The organism is Blautia sp. MSK20_18, from assembly GCF_020553125.1.
In the GTDB taxonomy this organism is placed as follows: Bacteria; Bacillota; Clostridia; order Lachnospirales; family Lachnospiraceae; genus Blautia_A; species Blautia_A fusiformis.
Map to the genome: position 1 here is coordinate 1 of NZ_JAJCGR010000013.1, position 18,283 is coordinate 18,283.

Genomic DNA, 18,283 nt, shown 5'->3' on the forward strand with positions numbered 1-18,283 from the left:
TTAGTATAAAAGGCTGACGGTTATTTTTCTATACACTGTTTTATTTGACGCTTACTATTAATCTGTTCCTGCATCTGTTTTAACGAATATCCATCGTGTGTATTAAGATATTCTATAAGACAATTCATTTTTTCTTTATCTAATTTCAGAATATCAGATCCAATTTGTGGAAAATCCAATATGACTGGTTTTAGCGGTGACAGGAATCCATGAACTTCAATCATGCGAACTGCTCTCATTATTTCAAGTTCATTTCTACACATAATATATTCTTCTGGAAATAGTTTCTTTATCTCTTGTTTAAGATATTCTTGATTTCCATTTTTATACAATTGTAAAACACGTTTATATTGAGGCCATCTACTAGCCGTTTGTTTTAGCGTATTCACACTATTTCCAAAACTCTTATAATTATCAAAATCACCACTTTTCTGCTGATATCTTATAAATGGTGTAATAAAATTTTCCTGTAGGCACCATCCATCACACATCTTAATTGTTGTGAATTCTCCTGAACACTCTACTACGTAATCTGGAATAGTTGTTGGAGCGGCATTAACTCTTTCAGCATTTTCAAATTCAAATTTAAGCCCCAAGGTATCTTGTCCAATCTTTACTTTTCCTTTTAATGATATACCACATTTTCCGCAAGTTACAGCAATAGGATGCTCATCAAGCCATCCAACCTGCAATCTAATTCTTGTTATACATCCGCAGACTTCACACCTAATAAATTCGTTATATACCAAGCTTTTCACTCCAATCTTTTATATTATTTCCCTAAAATCGCAGAAAACCACCAGTTTCATTATATATGTATAAGCAATTTTTTTCCACTCAAAAAACGCCCCAGCCTAAGCCGGAGCGTCATCTCTTTTCCATATTAAACTACCTTAAACATCTTCTGCGACATCGGTTTCTCTTTCTTCTGCTCAACCTCCGCCTGTGCCTTCCTAAACTCTTCCATTCGTTTCAGTTCTTCCTCAGCATCATCAAAGCTGATATGCGTGTAGACATTCATCGTAACTGATATATCCGAATGCCCCATAAGGTACTGCAGTGTCTTGGGATTCATTCCTGATTTTGCCATATTGCTGCAATAGGTATGTCGGCATACATGAGGTGTAATATTAGGCATCTGCACCCGATAGATATCATTGTATCTGCCGACCATGTGGTTGAATCGGTGCTGCCAATGCATTGCCACAAGTGGCATTCCATTCTCATCGTAAAATAGGAATCCTCTATATCCATCTATAGATTTCTCCACTTTTGGTGCATTTCTGTCCTCGATGATTGCCTGAAACATCTGTGCCACATCCTCTATGATTGGCAGTACTCTTGTTCCGGCATCTGTCTTTGTGGTTTCTATGATATACCGCATATCCGATGGTCTCTGCAACTGGTGGTCAATATTCACAGTTCTGTTCTCAAGATCAATGTCCTTCAGCGTCAGTCCACAAAATTCCGATATTCGCATTCCCGTATGAAAGAGTATGTACACCACTTCATAGTATTTGCAGTACACCACATCGTCATGCACAAACTTCAGAAACTTTCGCATCTGATCTTTTGTGATTGCCTCTCTTGTGACTGCGTCATTTACCAATACTCCGGCAAGCTGAAATCCGAATGGATTCTTTACCAAAATGTCATCATCCACAGCCATCTGAAAAGCTGGTCGCAGCACTCCCCGGATGGTATGAATGGAACTGTAGCTTTTTCCATCTTCCTGTTGCAGCTTGATGAGAAATAACTTGGCATCCGATGTTTTCACACTTCGGATTGTCTTTTTCCCGAAAGATTCCTTTGCAAGTAATCTCTGCATTGTAACATATCCCTGCTTGGTGCTCTGCCTTACTCCTGTTTTGGTTTTCAGATAACGGTCTACCAGTTCACAGACAGTCATCTGCCCGTCCACGATATTTACAAGCATATCCAAATCTGTGTTTACCTGTTTTTCCAACTCACGAAGGGAAAGGCATGGCTTTTTGCCCTTTGGAAGTTTATCCGTAGGTTCCAGTTTCCAACTGTATACAAAATGTGGTTTTCCATCAATGTGATATTTATATTGATATTTTCCATCTGCCCTTACGCTCTCTCCCGGCCTGAGAACCCTGCGTTTGGAATCCCGCCTTGTCTGTCCTCTTCCTGCCTTTGCCATTATACCCGCCTCCTTAGTTCTGGATGGTTACGCAGATACCTTTCAAAGGCTACACGAAGAATCAGCTTGCGTTCTCCGTAGTATGCTAGAAAATCTTCCCCATCCGTATTATTCAATAAATCATAAAATTTTCTCCGGCTCAGAACAAAATATTCAATTGCCTCAGAAGGATTCAAAATATCCTTTTCTGCTAAACTTGGTCTTGCCATAAAAGTACTTCCTTTCTGCCAAAAGTGGCTGTTTTCAAGGGTTTTCGGGGTCATCCTATGTTCGCTCTTATGCCCTGTAATAGCAACTACTTTCGGCAGATAAAAGGAACTATATTTCTGAAGAATTAAGAATAAATTCTTCGAACTTCGGGCGGATAATGAGGAATCGGTTTCCACAGTACACCGCCACCGTTCCAAGGTTATCCTCTGCAATTCTTCTCAGTTTCTTTATACCAATATTAAAATAAGCTGCTGCCTCCTTGATGGTGAGCATATACTTCTCACTAACAGGAAGCATTTCATTGCTTTCTGCATTCATAGTATCTCTCCTTCCGACAAGGTGGTCACACAGCTGACTCCTTTGTACTATTTTTCCTTTTTTGTCATTTTTTGATGAAAATTTTTTATTTTTCCTGCAAAAAATACCCTTTCATTAATACGAAACGCTGAGAGGCATTTTTACAGCCCCCTGAGGAAAATTTTTTTATTTTTTCGGTTAATTGAATACTTAAAAACAAAAAAACACTCACCTATTCCAGGTGAATGCCTTATCAAAATTTCCTTATTTTGTTGTCTGTGACGCTTATCCAGATATGCCTGCATATCTGCTAAAATATAATTGCCAGCAATTATATTTTCACGTGGGTATGGGGACGTAATCCCAATCAAGGTCTGCTACTCGTAAGTAATACAAAATTGTCAAAATGACAATACTGTAATACACGGGTGGATCTTGCTCTGGTATTTTCTCCTCATCAAATCGGTTTGTGATATTTGGATGCTACTCTAAAAATATTATGATGTTCACTAATCATTATGAACTCTTGTCTTTTAAGCATATCTTTATTAGATTTATATGTCATTTTATGATAGAATTAATTTTGAAGAGGAGGTATTATTATGGACTATTTATCGGCAGCAAAAATGAGATATTATTCAAAAGATAACTCTGAAAACATCATAAAAAATTTAAACAAGAAACTTTCTGCTAATATTTCAGCATAGTAATGTCATAGAAAAAGTATCATTTCAGTAGTAAAATACTGGCTAAAAGCAGACAGTATTTGGAGAGTACCGTTTAGACATCAGGAGGTAACATAATGGGTAAGAACACGACAAATGATATGACGCAGGGAAACTGCATGCGTTTACTGGTACAGTTTTTTCTGCCGATCCTGGCAGGAAATCTGTTTCAGCAGTTATACAGCTTTGCAGACTCTATGGTGGTGGGAAAAGGAATTGGCGATACGGCACTTGCAGCAGTCGGAAATACCGGTTCCGTACATTTTCTGATCATTGGTTTCGCAATTGGGCTGACAGGAGGATTGGGAATCTGTATTTCTCAGTCTTTTGGAAGTGGCAATTATGAAAAACTTCGTAAGGAGCTGGCAATGTCTGTCTGGATCTGTCTGGCTATTGGGATTGTGATCACAGTGGTAAGTCTGGCCTTCATGCGGCAATTATTTACATTTCTCCATACACCGGAAGATCTGATGACGGAAACACTGCAATATTTCGGAACAATTCTTGCGGGAACCACCATTACAATTTTTAATAATTTTACCATGACACTTCTGCGTTCCGTCGGAAACAGCCGGGTGCCTCTGGTTGCAATGATAATTTCCGCCATTGCTAATGTTCTGATGGATCTGTTATTCGTTTTTCCGCTGCATATGGGTGTTTTTGGCGCAGCGTTAGCCACTGTTCTGGCACAGGTTCTGTCTGCGCTTTACTGCTGTTACTACATAGGAAGGGAAAAAAATCTGATTCCGAAAAAAACGGACTGGAAACCACAGAGTGTAATCATCAAAAGACTGACATTGAAAGGTCTGCCTGTTGCCGTTATGAATTCTGTCACTGCAGTGGGTGGAATGGTGTTGCAGACATTTGTCAACAATATGGGAACAAGCTATGTGGCTGCCTATGCGGCATGCACCAAGATCCTCAGTCTTTTTGAACAGCCGGCAAATACAGTGGGCCTGGCACTTCTTACTTTTGTGGGACAGAATTATGGTGCCGGAAAAAAGGAGCGGATACGTACCGGTATCCGGGAAGGAGTTATCCTGACGATCCTGATAAATATTCCACTGGCTTTGATGTTGCTGTGTATTCCTGAGTTTCTGACTTCTTTCATGTTGAATGATGCGTCGATTATTTCTTACACAAGAGATTTTCTGGCGGTTACTGGCATCTGTCTGTTTCCTCTGGGATGGCTGTTTGTGTTCCGCAACGGGTGTCAGGGCATGGGACATACGTTTGTTCCGATGCTTTCAGGAGTCCTGGAAGTGTCTCTTCGAGTGGTCATGGTAAAGCTACTGACTCCATATCTGGCTTTTCGTGGTGTTGCTCTGGCAGAAGTATCTGCCTGGATCGGCGCCTGGATCATGTTGATGATCACTTACTGGATCTATCAGGAAAGAACGGATTCTTTTCGGTAAGTCTGAGGAGAACATCCTACCTTGGTGCGAAACTGTCGATTGAAATTTGAAAGGTTATGAAATCCGGTATCGAAAGCAATGTCGGAGATACTGCGATCCGTATTGCGCAGAAGATCGCATGCTGATCGGATACGTACCTGATTCAGATATTCAATGGCTTCGAGACCGAAATTCTGTTTGAAACAGCTCATAAAGTAACTGCTGCTCATATGAGCGATCTTTGCCAGCTGCTCTATGGTGACAGATTCAGAATGATGTTTCTGTATATAAGTGAGAACAGGCCGAAGTGTTTCGGTCATCCGAGATTCTGTCGAAACCGTGTGTTCGGTGCAGAGTCCCGGTGTCGATGCCAGCAGATAAAATAAGCGAAGCAGTTCGCTTTTCAGTAACAGATCAGACGTTGCAAGATTTTTGTGCGCACACTGCATAATAGTCCGGACCGAATCATGGAGTTCATGATACCCCGGTGGTTCCTGAAATACAGGGACCAGAACTCTTCGTCTGGAAGAAAAGATCGGCAGCAGAATATCTGTATAACAACGGTCATCGTAACTTCCCACCAACATATTCTGATGAAAAACAATGGTATCATAAAAAAAAGAGCTGTGCTCATCCGACATGATAGCATGAAGGACGTTGGGCTGGATCAGAAAGATGTCTCCTGGTTTGGCAGAGATGGTCTGATCCTCGTATTTGAAAAAACATTTCCAGATTTTATGTAATTTAATTCCATTTCACTGTGCCAGTGCAGCGGTACACTCGTAAAATAATCCGGTATACCGCAGTCATAGTAACTGTATGGAACCTGAATGGATCCGTGCTGGCACTTTTCTTTTATCGCATAAAGATTCTGATGACGCAGATACGCCGTAAAGTTGTTATATCCTCCAGTGCAATCGTTCAATCCTTTTGCAGAACGGACGAGAAATCCCTTAGAGTTCATCATGTCGAAATCTATGGGGTGGTTCCTGCATTCATGGAATGAAAAATATGCATACTTTTTTTGTTTCGTTGTCCTTAAAATATCCGCACATATCGTAATGCCCCGTCTCAAAGGTAATAAGCCTTAATCCATATTTTGCGGCATTAATTTTCATGCTATTTTTCATGTCATTTGCAAAATCTATAAATTCCTTGGAATTTTTTCCCATAGTCATCTTTTATTGTTTTTCCCTGATATTTTCTGTATAGTTCTTCCAAAACGTTTTCCTTTCATATTCTGAACTTTTGAAATGATGTCGCCATTGATAACATTTTTATTATACAGGAATGTGGCGGTAATCGCAAACACAATCCACAATACAAAATGATATTCTTTTTTTCTGGATGTTTCTGTGATATACTTATGCGCGGTCGTATCAGACCGGAAAGGAAATATTATGTTACAAAAATTATATGTTTTTTTCAGGAAAGAAACCGTTTTGTCAATTGCAGTGATCCTGGCGCTTCTTTCTATGTTCTGGGTCAGACCGGATAAGGCTTATTTTACTTATATCGATTTCAGGACTCTCGGGCTCCTCTTCTGTTTGATGGCAATTGTAGCTGGTTTGAAGGCTGTTGGTGTTTTTGATATACTTGCCAAAAAATTGCTTATGGGAACATCGGGAACTGTGGGTGTGATCAGGCTGTTGGTACTCTTATGTTTCTTCCTGTCAATGGTGATCACCAATGATGTGGCATTGATTACTTTTGTTCCTCTTGCACTGATCATTGTGCATAAACTGCCAAAGGAACTGGGCAATTACTGGCTTCTTAAAATTGTAGCCATGCAGACAATCGCTGCTAATCTCGGAAGCATGCTCACACCAATCGGAAATCCGCAGAACCTTTATCTATATGCCAGAGCAGGGATGTCCGCGGCAGAATTAATAACCCTGATGCTTCCCTATTCCGCCACAGCACTTATCCTTCTTCTGATATGGATACAGGTAGCCGCTGCCAAAGCACCTCACGTATGCGGTTCCGAAAAAGATAAAACTCTTTTGGGATTCTCTGACAGAAAAGAACTTAACATGGAATACCTGGCCGCTTACCTGATCTTATTTACAATCTGCCTGCTCACTGTTGCACGTATCATTCCATACCAGATTCCTCTTGTATTGGTTCTTATATATATGCTGCTAAGAAACAGGGAAAATATAAGCAGGGTGGATTACTCCCTGCTTGCCACCTTTATCGCATTATTTATTTTTATCGACAACCTTGGAAGGATTCCGCAATTCAGCAGTTTTCTGGAAAGAATCATGGCAGGAAGGGAAACACTTACTGCTGTTCTTGCCAGTCAGATTATGAGCAATGTTCCCGCTGCGCTTCTTTTATCCGGCTTTACAGATAATTGCCGGGCTTTAATTGTCGGAACCAATATTGGAGGTCTCGGCACTCTGATTGCATCCATGGCAAGCCTGATAAGTTTCAAATATATTGCAAAAGAAAACAGGAATCTGAGAGGGAAGTATTTGGGAATATTCACAGCCTCCAATATTATATTCATGATATTCATGTTAATATTGTATTTTTTTCTTAGATAAAGGTTTTCCCGGAATTACAAAAGCTATAGCAATTCTTTCTTCGCAAAAAATTCTCCGCGGCACTCTCACATCCTGGAAGAAAAGCCGCGGAGAAATAAATATATTTTCGGTGCCAATACAAAGATCATTAATCTTTACACCACTTTACAACTTTTTCATAAAAAAATATCGTACAGGGCTTTCTGATGTATAATGAGTTTGCTCCAACAGCAGATATTTTGTTTTTTTAACTTGTACTAAATCTTGACATAGGACCAGTTCCCAGAACCAGAAGTCGAACACCATTATTTTCTTTTCCGTAAATTTCAGGAATATCATCCACTTTTGGATTGACTTTATAAAAAGTATTACTTTTATCTGCACCTGTTCTCTCCTCGATCAACCTTCTCATTTTACTGATAGGCGTAATACTCTCCAGTTCTTCCTCTGAAAAACCCAGTGCAAGTCCAAGATTTGCATCTGGATCCACATCTACAGCAAATACTTTTTTCCCTTCTTCTGCATACAGCCGTGCTAATACTGCAGATATCGTGGTTTTCCCTACTCCGCCTTTTCCAGTTACAGCAATTTTCATCTGTTGTCTCCTTAAATGCTTCTTACTCCACTTCCTCCAGTTCTGTTCCTTCTGGAAGAATATATCCGCAGTTATCACATACTCCATCCTCTGCAAGTATCCCGTCTTTCACAAAGGCTTCAATACCTCCCGGTTCATGACAGCGTGGACAATCTAATTCCCGTATCTTTTTCTGATTTCTTACATCCTGGCAATTGGCAAATCCAATTTTACCCATAGTGATTCCTCCATTTTCATTCCATATCAATTTGTCTTCGCAAAAAAGTTCCTACCATACGGGAAAAATTGCTGATATTACGAATATAGGCAAAGTCTTTTCCATAGATTCTCTTTTCCACGGAGAGTTCTTCTTCATTCCCTACAAAAATACCAATTACGAAAATTCCCTGATTTCTGGCCCGACGTACCTCATATGCAGTATCTTTCACAGCTCCTTCTCCATCATAGATCTTGGGCTGGCGGGTTCCTGGTCGTTGTATGCTCATATCACATGGTTTTCCATCACTTAATACGATTAAAATCTTATTTTTTTCCGGTCGCTCCATGAGAGAAGAACAAACGGTTTTCAGGGCAAGCCCATCTCTGTTATTGGCATATGCCCGAAATTGAAAGATTCTTTCATTTGTTTCCCTTGGATCTTCATAATCCCGAAATCTCTGAAGTACTGTATATCCCCAGAAAGCACAGTATCCTGTCACCCGATGAGGAATTCCTGCCTGGCTTAATGCTTCACTGATAATATATCCCTGCGCCGCTACCTGAGCCTGTCTGCCAGCTTGAGAACCACTGGAATCAATCAGGACGTCTATTACAAACTCAGAATCTTCTGATCTCTTTTTTCTATTAAATAACTTGTCATCGTCTGTTCTTCCAATTTTCCATAACCTTTCAGGAACAAGCTGCCCCGCATCAGATCTGCTGACAAAATCATCCTTTCGGATTATAAATGCCCGTTTCAGTGACTCTGCCAACACAGAAATATTTCTTTTGATGATCCAGTGATTATTTCCATAATAGGCTTTATTTTTTTCAAACTGCAGCTGTGAAAAACGGTATTGATTATTTTTTATCAAAGGGTTCTGTAAAATTCCATCTGTAAGATACAGGATACAGTTTTTGTGGATTCCTGTACAAAATTTACGGTTGACTCTGGCCTGCTCCGATTCACTTAGATACGATTTTCCGTAATTCAGTTCCACATATTCACGTATCCGTCGCACTGCCTGTGGATTTATATTCTCCGAGTTTTCCGGAACTTCTTCATTTTCTGGAGAGAAATAAAATCTTTTTTTCTTTTTGTTTCTGATATCCAGACTCATCATCTTTTTTTTGAGATTAGAAAGATATTTTTGAATGATGTCTTCCATCTGTTCATCCGTCATGCATTCCTGCCACGCGTCATTGGCCAATGCCATATCCGGTAAATTCAGAATCTTCTCCAGATTTCCATTCCTTTTTTCAAAAGAGGGATCCAGAACATGATTATAAATCTCATCTATCACGTTTATGACCTCTTCCGTATTTTCCGCATCCTTCAAAGAAAGAATCTTGTACAATGCAATCTCTGCCTGTGGATCCATTCCCTCATCGTCTGTGTTCTCCAGAACATGCCTTATATACAGAAGCCTAATCCTGTGAATCAGGTCTGTTCCAGCTTTGTCTGATCCCTGCTCTTCCTCGGCCTTTTCCAATTCTCTGAACGCCCGTTCTCTGATTTCCTTTGTTCCCAAACGTTCTCGCATGATAAAACGATTCACTGCAGCATCCATGCATAATCCGGCAAGAGGCAAAAGCATATCTTCTCCAGCAGAAAAATGTATTTTTTTCATCAAATACATGCCAAGTTTCTTCTGATCAAAATATCGTACAAAGGCACCCTGCTTCACTGCCTCATACAGAACCGTTTGTTTTGAATAAACATATTTTTCTGTATCCGGTTCAAATTCCATATCATAATCACCACTGACTGTCCAAAAAAGATTTCTGATACGATTGCTGATCTCCAGACGATGTTCTTCCAGTTGTTCCACCGGCCATCTGACATCCTCCATACAAGCTTACCCCCATATATCTTTTCCGGTCCAGGAAGATGGGATTCTGGTAGAAACCACATCTTCTACGATCTCTTTTTCAAATACATCAAAACTTTTATTTATGATCCCCATCTGGATTGCATCAATTGGAGAAAGTCCGCTTCTTGTTGCTTTTACAGCAGAAACCAATCCTCTCAGGTCAAGAGATTTTGTTGAGATTTCTCCATGATAAGCTTTGATCTGCAAATCCAGAAACAGTCCTGCAAAGGCTTTCAGTGCACTTTTTTTCCCATCTGGAAAATGTTGTCTTAATACAAAAAGGACACTATCCTCATCCATTTCAGGCATATCAATTACCATAAACCTTGAAACCAATGCTTCATTTAGCTCTCTGGTACCTGCGTAACCATAATTCATCGTGCCGATAAATCGTGTTGCCGGATGAAGTAAAATCCTGTTATATCCTGAAATATCAATTCTGCGCCGATGATCCAGTGTGGCATGCAATACAGAAACCGCATCATTTTTTGCCATATTGATTTCGTCCAGGATTCCAAATCCTCCAAATTCCGCGCATTGGTAGATGGGGCCTTTCCGAAGGCAAACCTCATTATTTATAAAGGTATCCGTTCCGATCAGATCGGCACTGTCTGTATTTATATGAAAAGAAATGTCGTATTCCGGTCTTCCGAATATCCATGCCAGTGTCTCGCATAGTACATTTTTTCCTGTAGCTTTCGCACCGGAAAGTAACAGGTTATCTCCCTGAAGAAGCGCTGCTATTGACATTTCCAGAATCTTTTTCCCATAAAATAGGATATCCGGTTTTTCTACCCGTTCCTTTACCTGATCCTTTACCTCATAACGCATGTGAAAATCTCTCAGTTCTCCAATCAGTTCCTGCGCTATCTTCTGGTCTTCTAAATATTTTTCTATTTCTGTCCAATGATTTCTCATGAGGATTTTCCTTTCTTTACAATTGGTTATACCAAATCAGATAATATTTCTGTTTACTCAATCTTCAAACTTTCAATCCTCCAACTCACAATCCTAACTTCTTTACAATTTCTCCCAGTGCACTTCTTACAGGAGAATCTTTCGGAAGCCGTATGATCGGCTTTCCATCACAGTCATACTGATATACCTGGTCATCATGTGGTACAACCCCTAACAGTTCCAGTCCCTGATTTCGGATTTCTTCCAGAGTTCCGGCATCCAGTTTTCCATCTGGAACACGATTCACGATCAATCCGGTTTTCTGTGGTTTAAAGTTTAACTCCTTCATCAGCTTTGCAATACGTCCGGCCGCCTGAACACCTCTTCTGGAACAGTCACTTACAAGAATCGCAACTTCCATCATTGGCAGGATTCCTCTGCTGATATGTTCCATACCTGCTTCGTTATCAACCACAATATATGGATAATGGCTTTGCAGTTTCTGAACCTGGGTCTGCACAAGACCATTTACAAAACAATAGCAGCCCTGTCCCTGGGTTCGCCCCATTACCATCAAATCATAATCATCTTCTTCTGCAATTGCATCGGAGAGACGCATTTCCAGATAAGCCTGTTTTGTTATTCCTGTCGGAATCTGATATCGTGGATCAACTCCTGCACGTTCAATCTCTTCTCTCAGTTCTCCGAGTGTAATCTCCGGTTCAACGCCGAGCACTTCATTCAAATTCGCATTTGCATCTGCATCTACAGCTAAAACCGGATGTTTTCCATTTTCACATAAATATTGAATCAACAATCCACAAAGGGTTGTTTTCCCTACACCGCCTTTTCCTGATACAGCAATTACATGTCCCATGTTTTTCCTCCTAAAATTCTGAACAATCTGTTGACTTTTTCTTTAAATCTCATTATAGTTGTTACTATATAAATTACAATAATCAATCTGTGAGATTTGTATGGCTACTCAACACATCAGAAAAATTGTTGAGGAATCATATGATACCAAATAATACAGGAGTATATAATGTCAGAAAAAACGAGAAAACAAGATCGCCGTACCCGCTATACCAGGCAAACCATAAAAGATACGTTCTTAGAATTGTTAAAGCAGAAGAGTTTTACGAAAATTACAGTTACAGAGATCTGCAAAAATGCTGAAATCAACCGTGGCACTTTTTATCTTCATTACTACGATATCCATGATGTATTATCAGATATTTTTAATGATATGACTCAGGATATGTTAACAACTGTAGATCATTTATTCTGTCTAAATCAAAAAAGCTGTTCCTATCCGTTCTGTCAGAAAATACAGATGGAATCACAATACAGGGCACTGTTTCTGGATGATGCAATTGCCCCCGTTCTTCTGGAAAAATTAGCAGAAAATACAAAAGAAGGCTATGTGACCTGGCTTATGTCACACAGCCTCCTGACCTTTGAGCAGGCAGAATCGGTTTTTTATTTTCAAATGAATGGCTGCCTTTCCATCAACAGGCTGATGCTACGCAATCACTGTAATGACTGGAAACAGATTCAGACAACAATTGACAAATTTATCAAAGCCGGACTGGAAAGTTTTCTGATCCATGATCAGAGGGAAGAAAATGCTTCCGATAATTTTTGCAGCAAAATTTCTCCAACTGTTACCGCATCTTCTACACTCAGATAATGATCGGCATGATCCTGAAGAAATATTTTGCCAGATGCAGGAAATTCTTCATCTGCAAACCATATCTTTAAAGTTACCGGATATCTTGGCAGAACTGGAAAAACAGCACACAAATCCGCCTTTGTCTCTGTGAATTCTGCACCCAGGTTTTTACATGCTTTCTGAATTTTCTCAGGATCTTTATCCTGCAAAAGCTTTTCCAGTTTCTGCTCTGCAGTCCGGTCAAACTTGGTTCCTCGAATCAATCCATCTTTCAGGTTACCAAAAGTAATGAGCTTCTGTGAACCTTCTATTCCATCGGCCATATCCAGATAATGCAGCAATGTCAGATAATGCCATTCGTCCATGTTTGAGTTAATACGAAACTCAGGGAGTTGAATTTCAATCGTTTCATAAAAACTCAGTACTTCAAGCACATTTCGACTGCTATGAAAAACAGCCCCACTTTTTGCAGCAAGATCCTCTCCGGAACGATTTTGCAGCCGTTTTACTGCTGCCTGCAACATTTCCTGAAATGCACGATTTTCTGTTTGATTTTTGTATTCCATAAGCTCTCCTTTGTGAACATTTATAGTATCATGTAATAATCAATGTTTATACAAGGATTTTAATGTTCTCATAAATCTAACTTTGTCCGGATTCTCTTTTATCCATTCCTGGACAAAACTCATTACCTCAGTCATAGTTTCATAGATTTGTCTACGATTAGCATATTATACACTCCTCCGTAAGTTTCATTACTGTGTTGACTTTTCCTTTAAATTTCATTATAGTTGTAATTATATTATTTACAATCATCAAAATAATAAATATGCACAGTTTCTCAACACATTAAAAAGAACTGTTGAGAACTTGAAATGTTTTAGACAAACCAGAAATATTTTTGTCTCAAAATGTGAAGAAAAATCATTATATCATACTATAAGGAGTTTCTTATCATGAAATATTCAACAAAATTAAGCGATACTGTTCATGTGATGGTTCTGATTGCTATCAATCAGGAAAAATCTCTCTCCAGTGCCTCAATTGCAGAAAGTGTCCATACAAATCCCGGCTTTGTACGCCAGCTTATGTTAAAACTAAAAAAAGCCGGACTTATGACCAGTGTAGCCGGACATGCCCGTCCTTCTCTTTCAAAACCAGCAGATCAGATTACATTGCTGGATATTTATAAAGCAGTTGAAGGCGAGAAGCCGCTGCTCCATTTAGATACTCATACCAACCCTGATTGCGGCGTTGGCATTAATATTCAGTTATCTTTACAGGAATTCTATAATGAAATCCAAAAAACTGTTGAAGAAAAAATGAATATGATTACTTTACAGGATATCATAGATACCTATTATCAGCGAACATCAATCCTCAATATCTCCCCGGTTAGCCATCACGGTTAAATTTTCATCCCGATTTACGGAAAATGTTCCTACTACATCCGGTTCACCTTCTTTATGACCGGATTCAGGTTTCCCATAAATACTTCCTGCACAGCCGGATCAGGATTATCAAATCCTGCATCTATGGCTATCTGCATTTCTCTGCGTACCTCTTCTGGTGTTGTGTTGTACTTTTCTGCAATCTTTTCATTTATTATGAGTGTAGACATGCACAGTTTACGCTTTCATCTCGGTAATTGAATTGCCAAGGATTCCTGCTTTTTATCCTAAAAAATTATACGGGACAGACTTTTTCTTCTCTTATCCAGAATATCCGTCTGTCCAGAGCGGCGGAAATATTAAAGCAGCCTGATCGTTCTATTACTACTGTCATGGAAGAGATCGGTTATTCCAACATTACGCATTTTTATAAAATTTTTGAGAAAAAGTTCCATATGACACCAGCGGAATACCGAAATACTTTATAAGTCCTGTATGTGTCTTATCTGTATACAGTAGAAAAGAAAAAGCCTTATAATATTACTGCAAATGATATGTCCCTCAAATATGATTTTTAGATTGACTGTTCCTTAAGGGGCTATATCATTTACGACAAATATTATAAGGCTTTATATATTTTTACAGTTTCATAGCACTGCGGATGCAGTTCTCAATATATTCTTCTCCCAAATCTGTATTCAGGCTAAGATCAAAGTTTCCGGCTGCACCCCACATACGGCGGGTGTAATAACGGTAGTTATCTGCACGGAGTTTTTCATTTTTCTGAACCGTAGCTTTGGCTTCTCCCTCGGAGATATTCTGTCTCTGTGCTACTCTTCTAATTCTGCTCATAAGAGGCGCTGAAAAAAATACTTTCAGACAATTTCCGGAATTTCTGAGAACGTAATCTGCACAACGGCCTACTATCACGCAGTTGCCTTTTTTCGCAAGATTACGTACAACCTGACATTCTGCCTCGAAAATTTTATCCTTCGGCGCTTCATCCTGCCTGTCTGTATTCAGGTACATCTGATTGACCAGATCATAGAGAAGGCTGTTTGTCATGATCTCCTCTTTTTTCTTAACGAATTCCGGTGTGTATCCGGTGGTTCCTGCTGTCATCTGGATAATCTCCGCATCATAAAAATCATATCCCAACTTTTCTGCAAGAATCTTGCCAATATCGTGGCCGCCACTTCCAAACTGTCTTCCAATGGCGATAACATTTTTTCCATAAGTTCCTGCTGTCTGTTCTTTTGCTTCGTTCTCGTTTTCTGCAGATACGCTTTCCGGGAAAATCATATCTTTCAGGAATACAAGTTTCTTACCGATGAGTCTGGCGATAAAGCCTACCAGAAGGGCAGCAATAACGGTACCTTCTCTTACACCAGCCAGTCTTCCTGCAAATACGAAAGAAAGTACAGCAGCGATCACTGACATGGATACATCAAAACAAATCTTGGTTGTTCCGAAATTTGTTTTCCATGTAAGAACAATAGCACGGACAAAAGATTCTCCCGGAAGCATGACAACGTCTGCCAAGACCTCCATATATACACCTACGCCAAGAATCAGACATCCCATGAGAAGATATACAATCTTCATGATGTACGCTTCCGGATTGACCCAGGAAAAAAGAATCATGGTAAGATCAATAAAATATCCAAATATGATGGATACCGGAATCTGAAGGATGTGCTCCAATTTAAAGTTCTTTCTCAGGATGATCAACTGCAGTGCGATCAGAAAGATACTGAAAAAGATGGTAAAGTTTCCAAGTGTAAATGGAAAATTAAGACTTAATACGTAAGGAATTGATGAAATCGGGGATGTTCCTAGGTTTGCCTTTGTGATCAGACTGACTCCCAGGGAGTTTACAAATAATCCCACCAGAAATATTAAATATCGTTTTAGTTTCTCCATTTTTTATTTCCTCCTCATTTCATATCTGCAAGATTTCGATAGATCCGGCAAAAAATATCCATAAACAACTTCTGCTCTTCTACGGAAATACCATTTAATGCAGTTTTTTCTATTTTCTTAAAAGCCTCCTCCACAAACTTCTGATTTTTCTTTCCGGATTCTGTCATAAAAATATGAAAAGTACGACGGTTTCCATTGAGCATTTTTCTTTCGATCAGACCTTTTTCTTCCATACGGTTCAAAATGGACGTTAAAGATCCTGCCTCGATGAGGCATCCTGCCGCAATCTCTTTCTGGCTGGCACCATCGTGATCTTTCAGGTAATCCAATACTTTGGGCTGTCCCAAGGTAAGGCCTGTGTCTGCCAGCTGTTCCATTAGTTTTTTCTGGACAGTCATATGGTTTATCATAGACAGGTAGTGAAATGAATCATCCATTTATTATTTAGCTCCTTCTTTTATCATATAAATAGTTATAATTCAAACATTTAGAATCATAACTATATTTGTGGTGTATGTCAATAACTTTTTTAGTATATTGGAATCTTGTACAATGTATTACCCTCTTGAGAATATAGTGTCTTTGTTTCAGGGTAATACCATGATATTAGCTCAAACTAAATCGTAATTGATACCTCATCAGCATTTTTCTTTTTTATTATTGTAAAATATTTTTTTACATTTTAGCACTATTTTCCTCTTCTATTTGTTTGCAAAAAAAGCCATAAGATTTTCTTTTCAAAATCTTACAGCTCTTCTATCATGTTGCATCCCAAACATCATCTATACTTACATGTAAGCCTGAGCGAGAGACACCTAAAAATTTCAACATCCCGGAGACGGAAACCCGGCGTCCAGCCTTTTTGGCAGCTTCCGTCTTCTCAGACACTTCAAAATAAATGACTTCCGTCATTTTCCCAGAATGTTGATTGCTTTTTTTAACACATCAAGTGCATCTTGGGCATCACGTAATTCACGTCTGAGACGGGCAATTTCCTTCTACTCATCAGATGCATAATTACCAGAACCATGAACAGGAATATCACCTGATTCCCGGAAGTCTTTCAGCCATTTTGTTAATGTGCTGTATCCGATGCCAAGATTTTCTGCACATCCACGTATTCCGAGATCTTTGTGATCCTGATAGTACTGGACTGCATCAAGTTTATTTTCCATATATCTCATCCGTTACTGTTTCACACCATTCGGATGATGTTTTTTCTCCCGGTACTTCAATTGCCAGATGTGAAAACCATTCATCTGGTGCTGCTCCATGCCAGTGTTTTACTTCTGCCGGAATATTGACACAATCTCCGGGTTTCATTTCTACTGCTTCTTTTCCTTCTTCCTGATAGTATCCACGTCCTGCAATGCAGATAAGAATCTGTCCGCCTCCGCTTTTTGCATGATGAATATGCCAGTTATTCCTGCAAAAAACTGGACTACCCCTCCGCAATCCCTTATAGTTACGGGCTTTAACGGCATACACGTCTGTGTTTTGTGCGACCCTTTCATGACGAGCAGTTTCTGCCAGGTTATTTCTCTGCTTCGTCCTCATTCCAAACCTCTTTTGCAAGATTAAAGACTGCCCAGCCTTTTGGCCAGCCTGCATAGAATGCTACGTGAGTGATGATTGCTGCGATCTCTTTCTGTGTTACCCCATGATCCTTTGCATTCTGTAAATGGAATTTCAAAGAGGAATCTGTGATTCCCTGTGCCATCAGTGCTACAACTGTGATGATACTTCTTGTTTTTAAATCAATATCTTCGTTATTCCAGTTCTCTCCGAAAAGAATGTCATCGTTAAAATGTGCAAAATCTGGTGCAAATGTTCCCAGAGCATTTCTTCCTGCTATCTGTGTGATCTTTGCCATGATATCAAACCTCCATCTTTCTTATTTATGGTAATTTGTTATACTCTTCTTCCGGTAAAAACTCCAGCCATTCGTTGGAAGCTCCCTCTGCTGGAACTTCAACAGCCAGATGCTGGAACCAGCTGTCTTTCGCTGCCCCGTGCCAGTGTTTTACTTCTGGTGAAATATTTACTACATCTCCAGCTTTCAATTTACGAGTTGGTTTTCCTTCTTCCTGGTACCATCCTCTTCCACCAGTAACCAGAAGGATCTGTCCACCTTTATGATGGATGTGGTATGCATTGATTGTTCCCGGAGCGAAAGTAACCAGACCAACTGGTACTCTCTCTGTTGTAAGCATATTCAAATAGCATTCACCTGTAAAATACTTTGCGAATGCTACGTTTTCTTCACCGATTGGAAATACGTTACCTCCACCTAAGTCTTTTTTCATCTGTTCGATATCCATAAAAAATTCCTCCTTGCTCTTTTTATTTTATGGTACAACCTGAAGTAAGCTCTAGGTCAATAGATTTTGCAACTTTTTACATAAAGTTCAT

The 18,283-nt window shown here is 39.5% G+C and carries 20 protein-coding genes and 2 pseudogenes; 5 read left to right on the top strand and 17 right to left on the bottom strand.

Going from position 1 to position 18,283, the window contains the following annotated elements; translation table 11 throughout:
* Nucleotides 1–20: 20 nt before the first annotated feature.
* The 4 genes from LI091_RS08920 to LI091_RS08935 all read right to left on the bottom strand — a co-directional run bounded on the left by LI091_RS08920 (nt 21) and on the right by LI091_RS08935 (nt 2,692).
* On the bottom strand, nt 21–749 hold the full coding sequence (locus LI091_RS08920; RefSeq protein WP_199874098.1) for a hypothetical protein: 729 nt from the start codon (nt 747–749) through the stop codon (nt 21–23).
* Between the two features lie 134 nt (nt 750–883).
* Nucleotides 884–2,164, bottom strand: coding sequence for a site-specific integrase (locus tag LI091_RS08925; RefSeq protein ID WP_059085506.1), 1,281 nt, complete (start codon nt 2,162–2,164; stop codon nt 884–886).
* A complete protein-coding gene (locus LI091_RS08930; protein WP_044941017.1) occupies nt 2,164–2,373 on the bottom strand; it encodes an excisionase in 210 nt (69 codons plus the stop codon). The genes LI091_RS08925 and LI091_RS08930 overlap by 1 nt, the downstream gene beginning before the upstream one ends.
* A 109-nt stretch (nt 2,374–2,482) precedes the next feature.
* A complete protein-coding gene (locus LI091_RS08935; protein WP_044963320.1) occupies nt 2,483–2,692 on the bottom strand; it encodes an excisionase in 210 nt (69 codons plus the stop codon).
* A gap of 781 nt (nt 2,693–3,473) precedes the next feature.
* On the opposite strand from LI091_RS08935, the gene LI091_RS08940 reads away from it, so the two are divergent.
* Nucleotides 3,474–4,811, top strand: coding sequence for an MATE family efflux transporter (locus tag LI091_RS08940; RefSeq protein WP_059085505.1), 1,338 nt, complete (start codon nt 3,474–3,476; stop codon nt 4,809–4,811).
* On the opposite strand, the gene LI091_RS08945 is transcribed toward LI091_RS08940, so the two are convergent.
* Entirely contained in the window at nt 4,784–5,539 is a 756-nt protein-coding gene (locus tag LI091_RS08945; protein ID WP_320442619.1) for a helix-turn-helix domain-containing protein, read from the bottom strand. The genes LI091_RS08940 and LI091_RS08945 overlap by 28 nt on opposite strands.
* A 651-nt stretch (nt 5,540–6,190) precedes the next feature.
* On the opposite strand from LI091_RS08945, the gene LI091_RS08950 reads away from it, so the two are divergent.
* A complete protein-coding gene (locus tag LI091_RS08950) occupies nt 6,191–7,339 on the top strand; it encodes an SLC13 family permease (RefSeq protein ID WP_059085502.1) in 1,149 nt (382 codons plus the stop codon).
* A 226-nt stretch (nt 7,340–7,565) separates the two neighbouring features.
* On the opposite strand, the gene LI091_RS08955 is transcribed toward LI091_RS08950, so the two are convergent.
* The 5 genes from LI091_RS08955 to LI091_RS08975 all read right to left on the bottom strand — a co-directional run bounded on the left by LI091_RS08955 (nt 7,566) and on the right by LI091_RS08975 (nt 11,759).
* Entirely contained in the window at nt 7,566–7,913 is a 348-nt protein-coding gene (locus LI091_RS08955) for a nucleotide-binding protein (RefSeq protein ID WP_330383230.1), read from the bottom strand.
* Between the two features lie 22 nt (nt 7,914–7,935).
* Nucleotides 7,936–8,130: a hypothetical protein gene (locus LI091_RS08960; RefSeq protein ID WP_059085501.1), complete on the bottom strand. Its 195-nt coding sequence runs from the start codon at nt 8,128–8,130 to the stop codon at nt 7,936–7,938.
* A 16-nt stretch (nt 8,131–8,146) separates the two neighbouring features.
* Nucleotides 8,147–9,964 carry a cobaltochelatase CobT-related protein gene (locus LI091_RS08965; protein WP_265191078.1) on the bottom strand — a complete coding sequence of 606 codons (1,818 nt, stop codon included), beginning with the start codon at nt 9,962–9,964 and terminating at the stop codon, nt 8,147–8,149.
* 6 nt (nt 9,965–9,970) lie between these two features.
* Nucleotides 9,971–10,903, bottom strand: coding sequence for an AAA family ATPase (locus LI091_RS08970; protein WP_265191080.1), 933 nt, complete (start codon nt 10,901–10,903; stop codon nt 9,971–9,973).
* 85 nt (nt 10,904–10,988) lie between these two features.
* Nucleotides 10,989–11,759 (bottom strand): ATP-binding protein, encoded by a 771-nt coding sequence (locus LI091_RS08975; RefSeq protein WP_015524503.1) that lies wholly within the window; start codon nt 11,757–11,759, stop codon nt 10,989–10,991.
* Nucleotides 11,760–11,927: 168 nt separating this feature from the next.
* Between LI091_RS08975 and LI091_RS08980 the strand changes: the two genes are divergently transcribed.
* Entirely contained in the window at nt 11,928–12,575 is a 648-nt protein-coding gene (locus LI091_RS08980) for a TetR/AcrR family transcriptional regulator (RefSeq protein WP_265191082.1), read from the top strand.
* Here the strand turns inward: LI091_RS08980 and LI091_RS08985 are convergent.
* On the bottom strand, nt 12,497–13,123 hold the full coding sequence (locus tag LI091_RS08985; RefSeq protein WP_265191084.1) for a DUF3786 domain-containing protein: 627 nt from the start codon (nt 13,121–13,123) through the stop codon (nt 12,497–12,499). The genes LI091_RS08980 and LI091_RS08985 overlap by 79 nt on opposite strands.
* A gap of 390 nt (nt 13,124–13,513) precedes the next feature.
* Between LI091_RS08985 and LI091_RS08990 the strand changes: the two genes are divergently transcribed.
* Both LI091_RS08990 and LI091_RS18750 read left to right on the top strand, forming a co-directional pair.
* Entirely contained in the window at nt 13,514–13,969 is a 456-nt protein-coding gene (locus LI091_RS08990) for an Rrf2 family transcriptional regulator (RefSeq protein ID WP_265191086.1), read from the top strand.
* A 236-nt stretch (nt 13,970–14,205) separates the two neighbouring features.
* Nucleotides 14,206–14,436 carry a helix-turn-helix transcriptional regulator gene (locus LI091_RS18750; protein ID WP_442860777.1) on the top strand — a complete coding sequence of 77 codons (231 nt, stop codon included), beginning with the start codon at nt 14,206–14,208 and terminating at the stop codon, nt 14,434–14,436.
* Between the two features lie 151 nt (nt 14,437–14,587).
* Here the strand turns inward: LI091_RS18750 and LI091_RS09000 are convergent, their stop codons facing one another.
* The 6 genes and pseudogenes from LI091_RS09000 to LI091_RS09025 all read right to left on the bottom strand — a co-directional run bounded on the left by LI091_RS09000 (nt 14,588) and on the right by LI091_RS09025 (nt 18,192).
* Entirely contained in the window at nt 14,588–15,871 is a 1,284-nt protein-coding gene (locus tag LI091_RS09000; protein ID WP_265191088.1) for a cytidylate kinase family protein, read from the bottom strand.
* Between the two features lie 14 nt (nt 15,872–15,885).
* Nucleotides 15,886–16,308, bottom strand: coding sequence for a MarR family winged helix-turn-helix transcriptional regulator (locus tag LI091_RS09005; RefSeq protein WP_265191089.1), 423 nt, complete (start codon nt 16,306–16,308; stop codon nt 15,886–15,888).
* A gap of 561 nt (nt 16,309–16,869) precedes the next feature.
* A complete protein-coding gene (locus LI091_RS09010; protein WP_265191091.1) occupies nt 16,870–17,046 on the bottom strand; it encodes a helix-turn-helix domain-containing protein in 177 nt (58 codons plus the stop codon).
* Nucleotides 17,036–17,302: pseudogene (locus tag LI091_RS09015) on the bottom strand (cupin domain-containing protein); the annotation flags it as partial. The gene LI091_RS09010 and the pseudogene LI091_RS09015, both read right to left, overlap by 11 nt.
* 127 nt (nt 17,303–17,429) lie before the next feature.
* Nucleotides 17,430–17,744: pseudogene (locus LI091_RS09020) on the bottom strand (carboxymuconolactone decarboxylase family protein); the annotation flags it as partial.
* Nucleotides 17,745–17,769: 25 nt separating this feature from the next.
* Nucleotides 17,770–18,192, bottom strand: a complete 423-nt coding sequence (locus tag LI091_RS09025) for a cupin domain-containing protein (protein ID WP_265191092.1) — start codon at nt 18,190–18,192, stop codon at nt 17,770–17,772.
* Nucleotides 18,193–18,283: the final 91 nt, after the last annotated feature.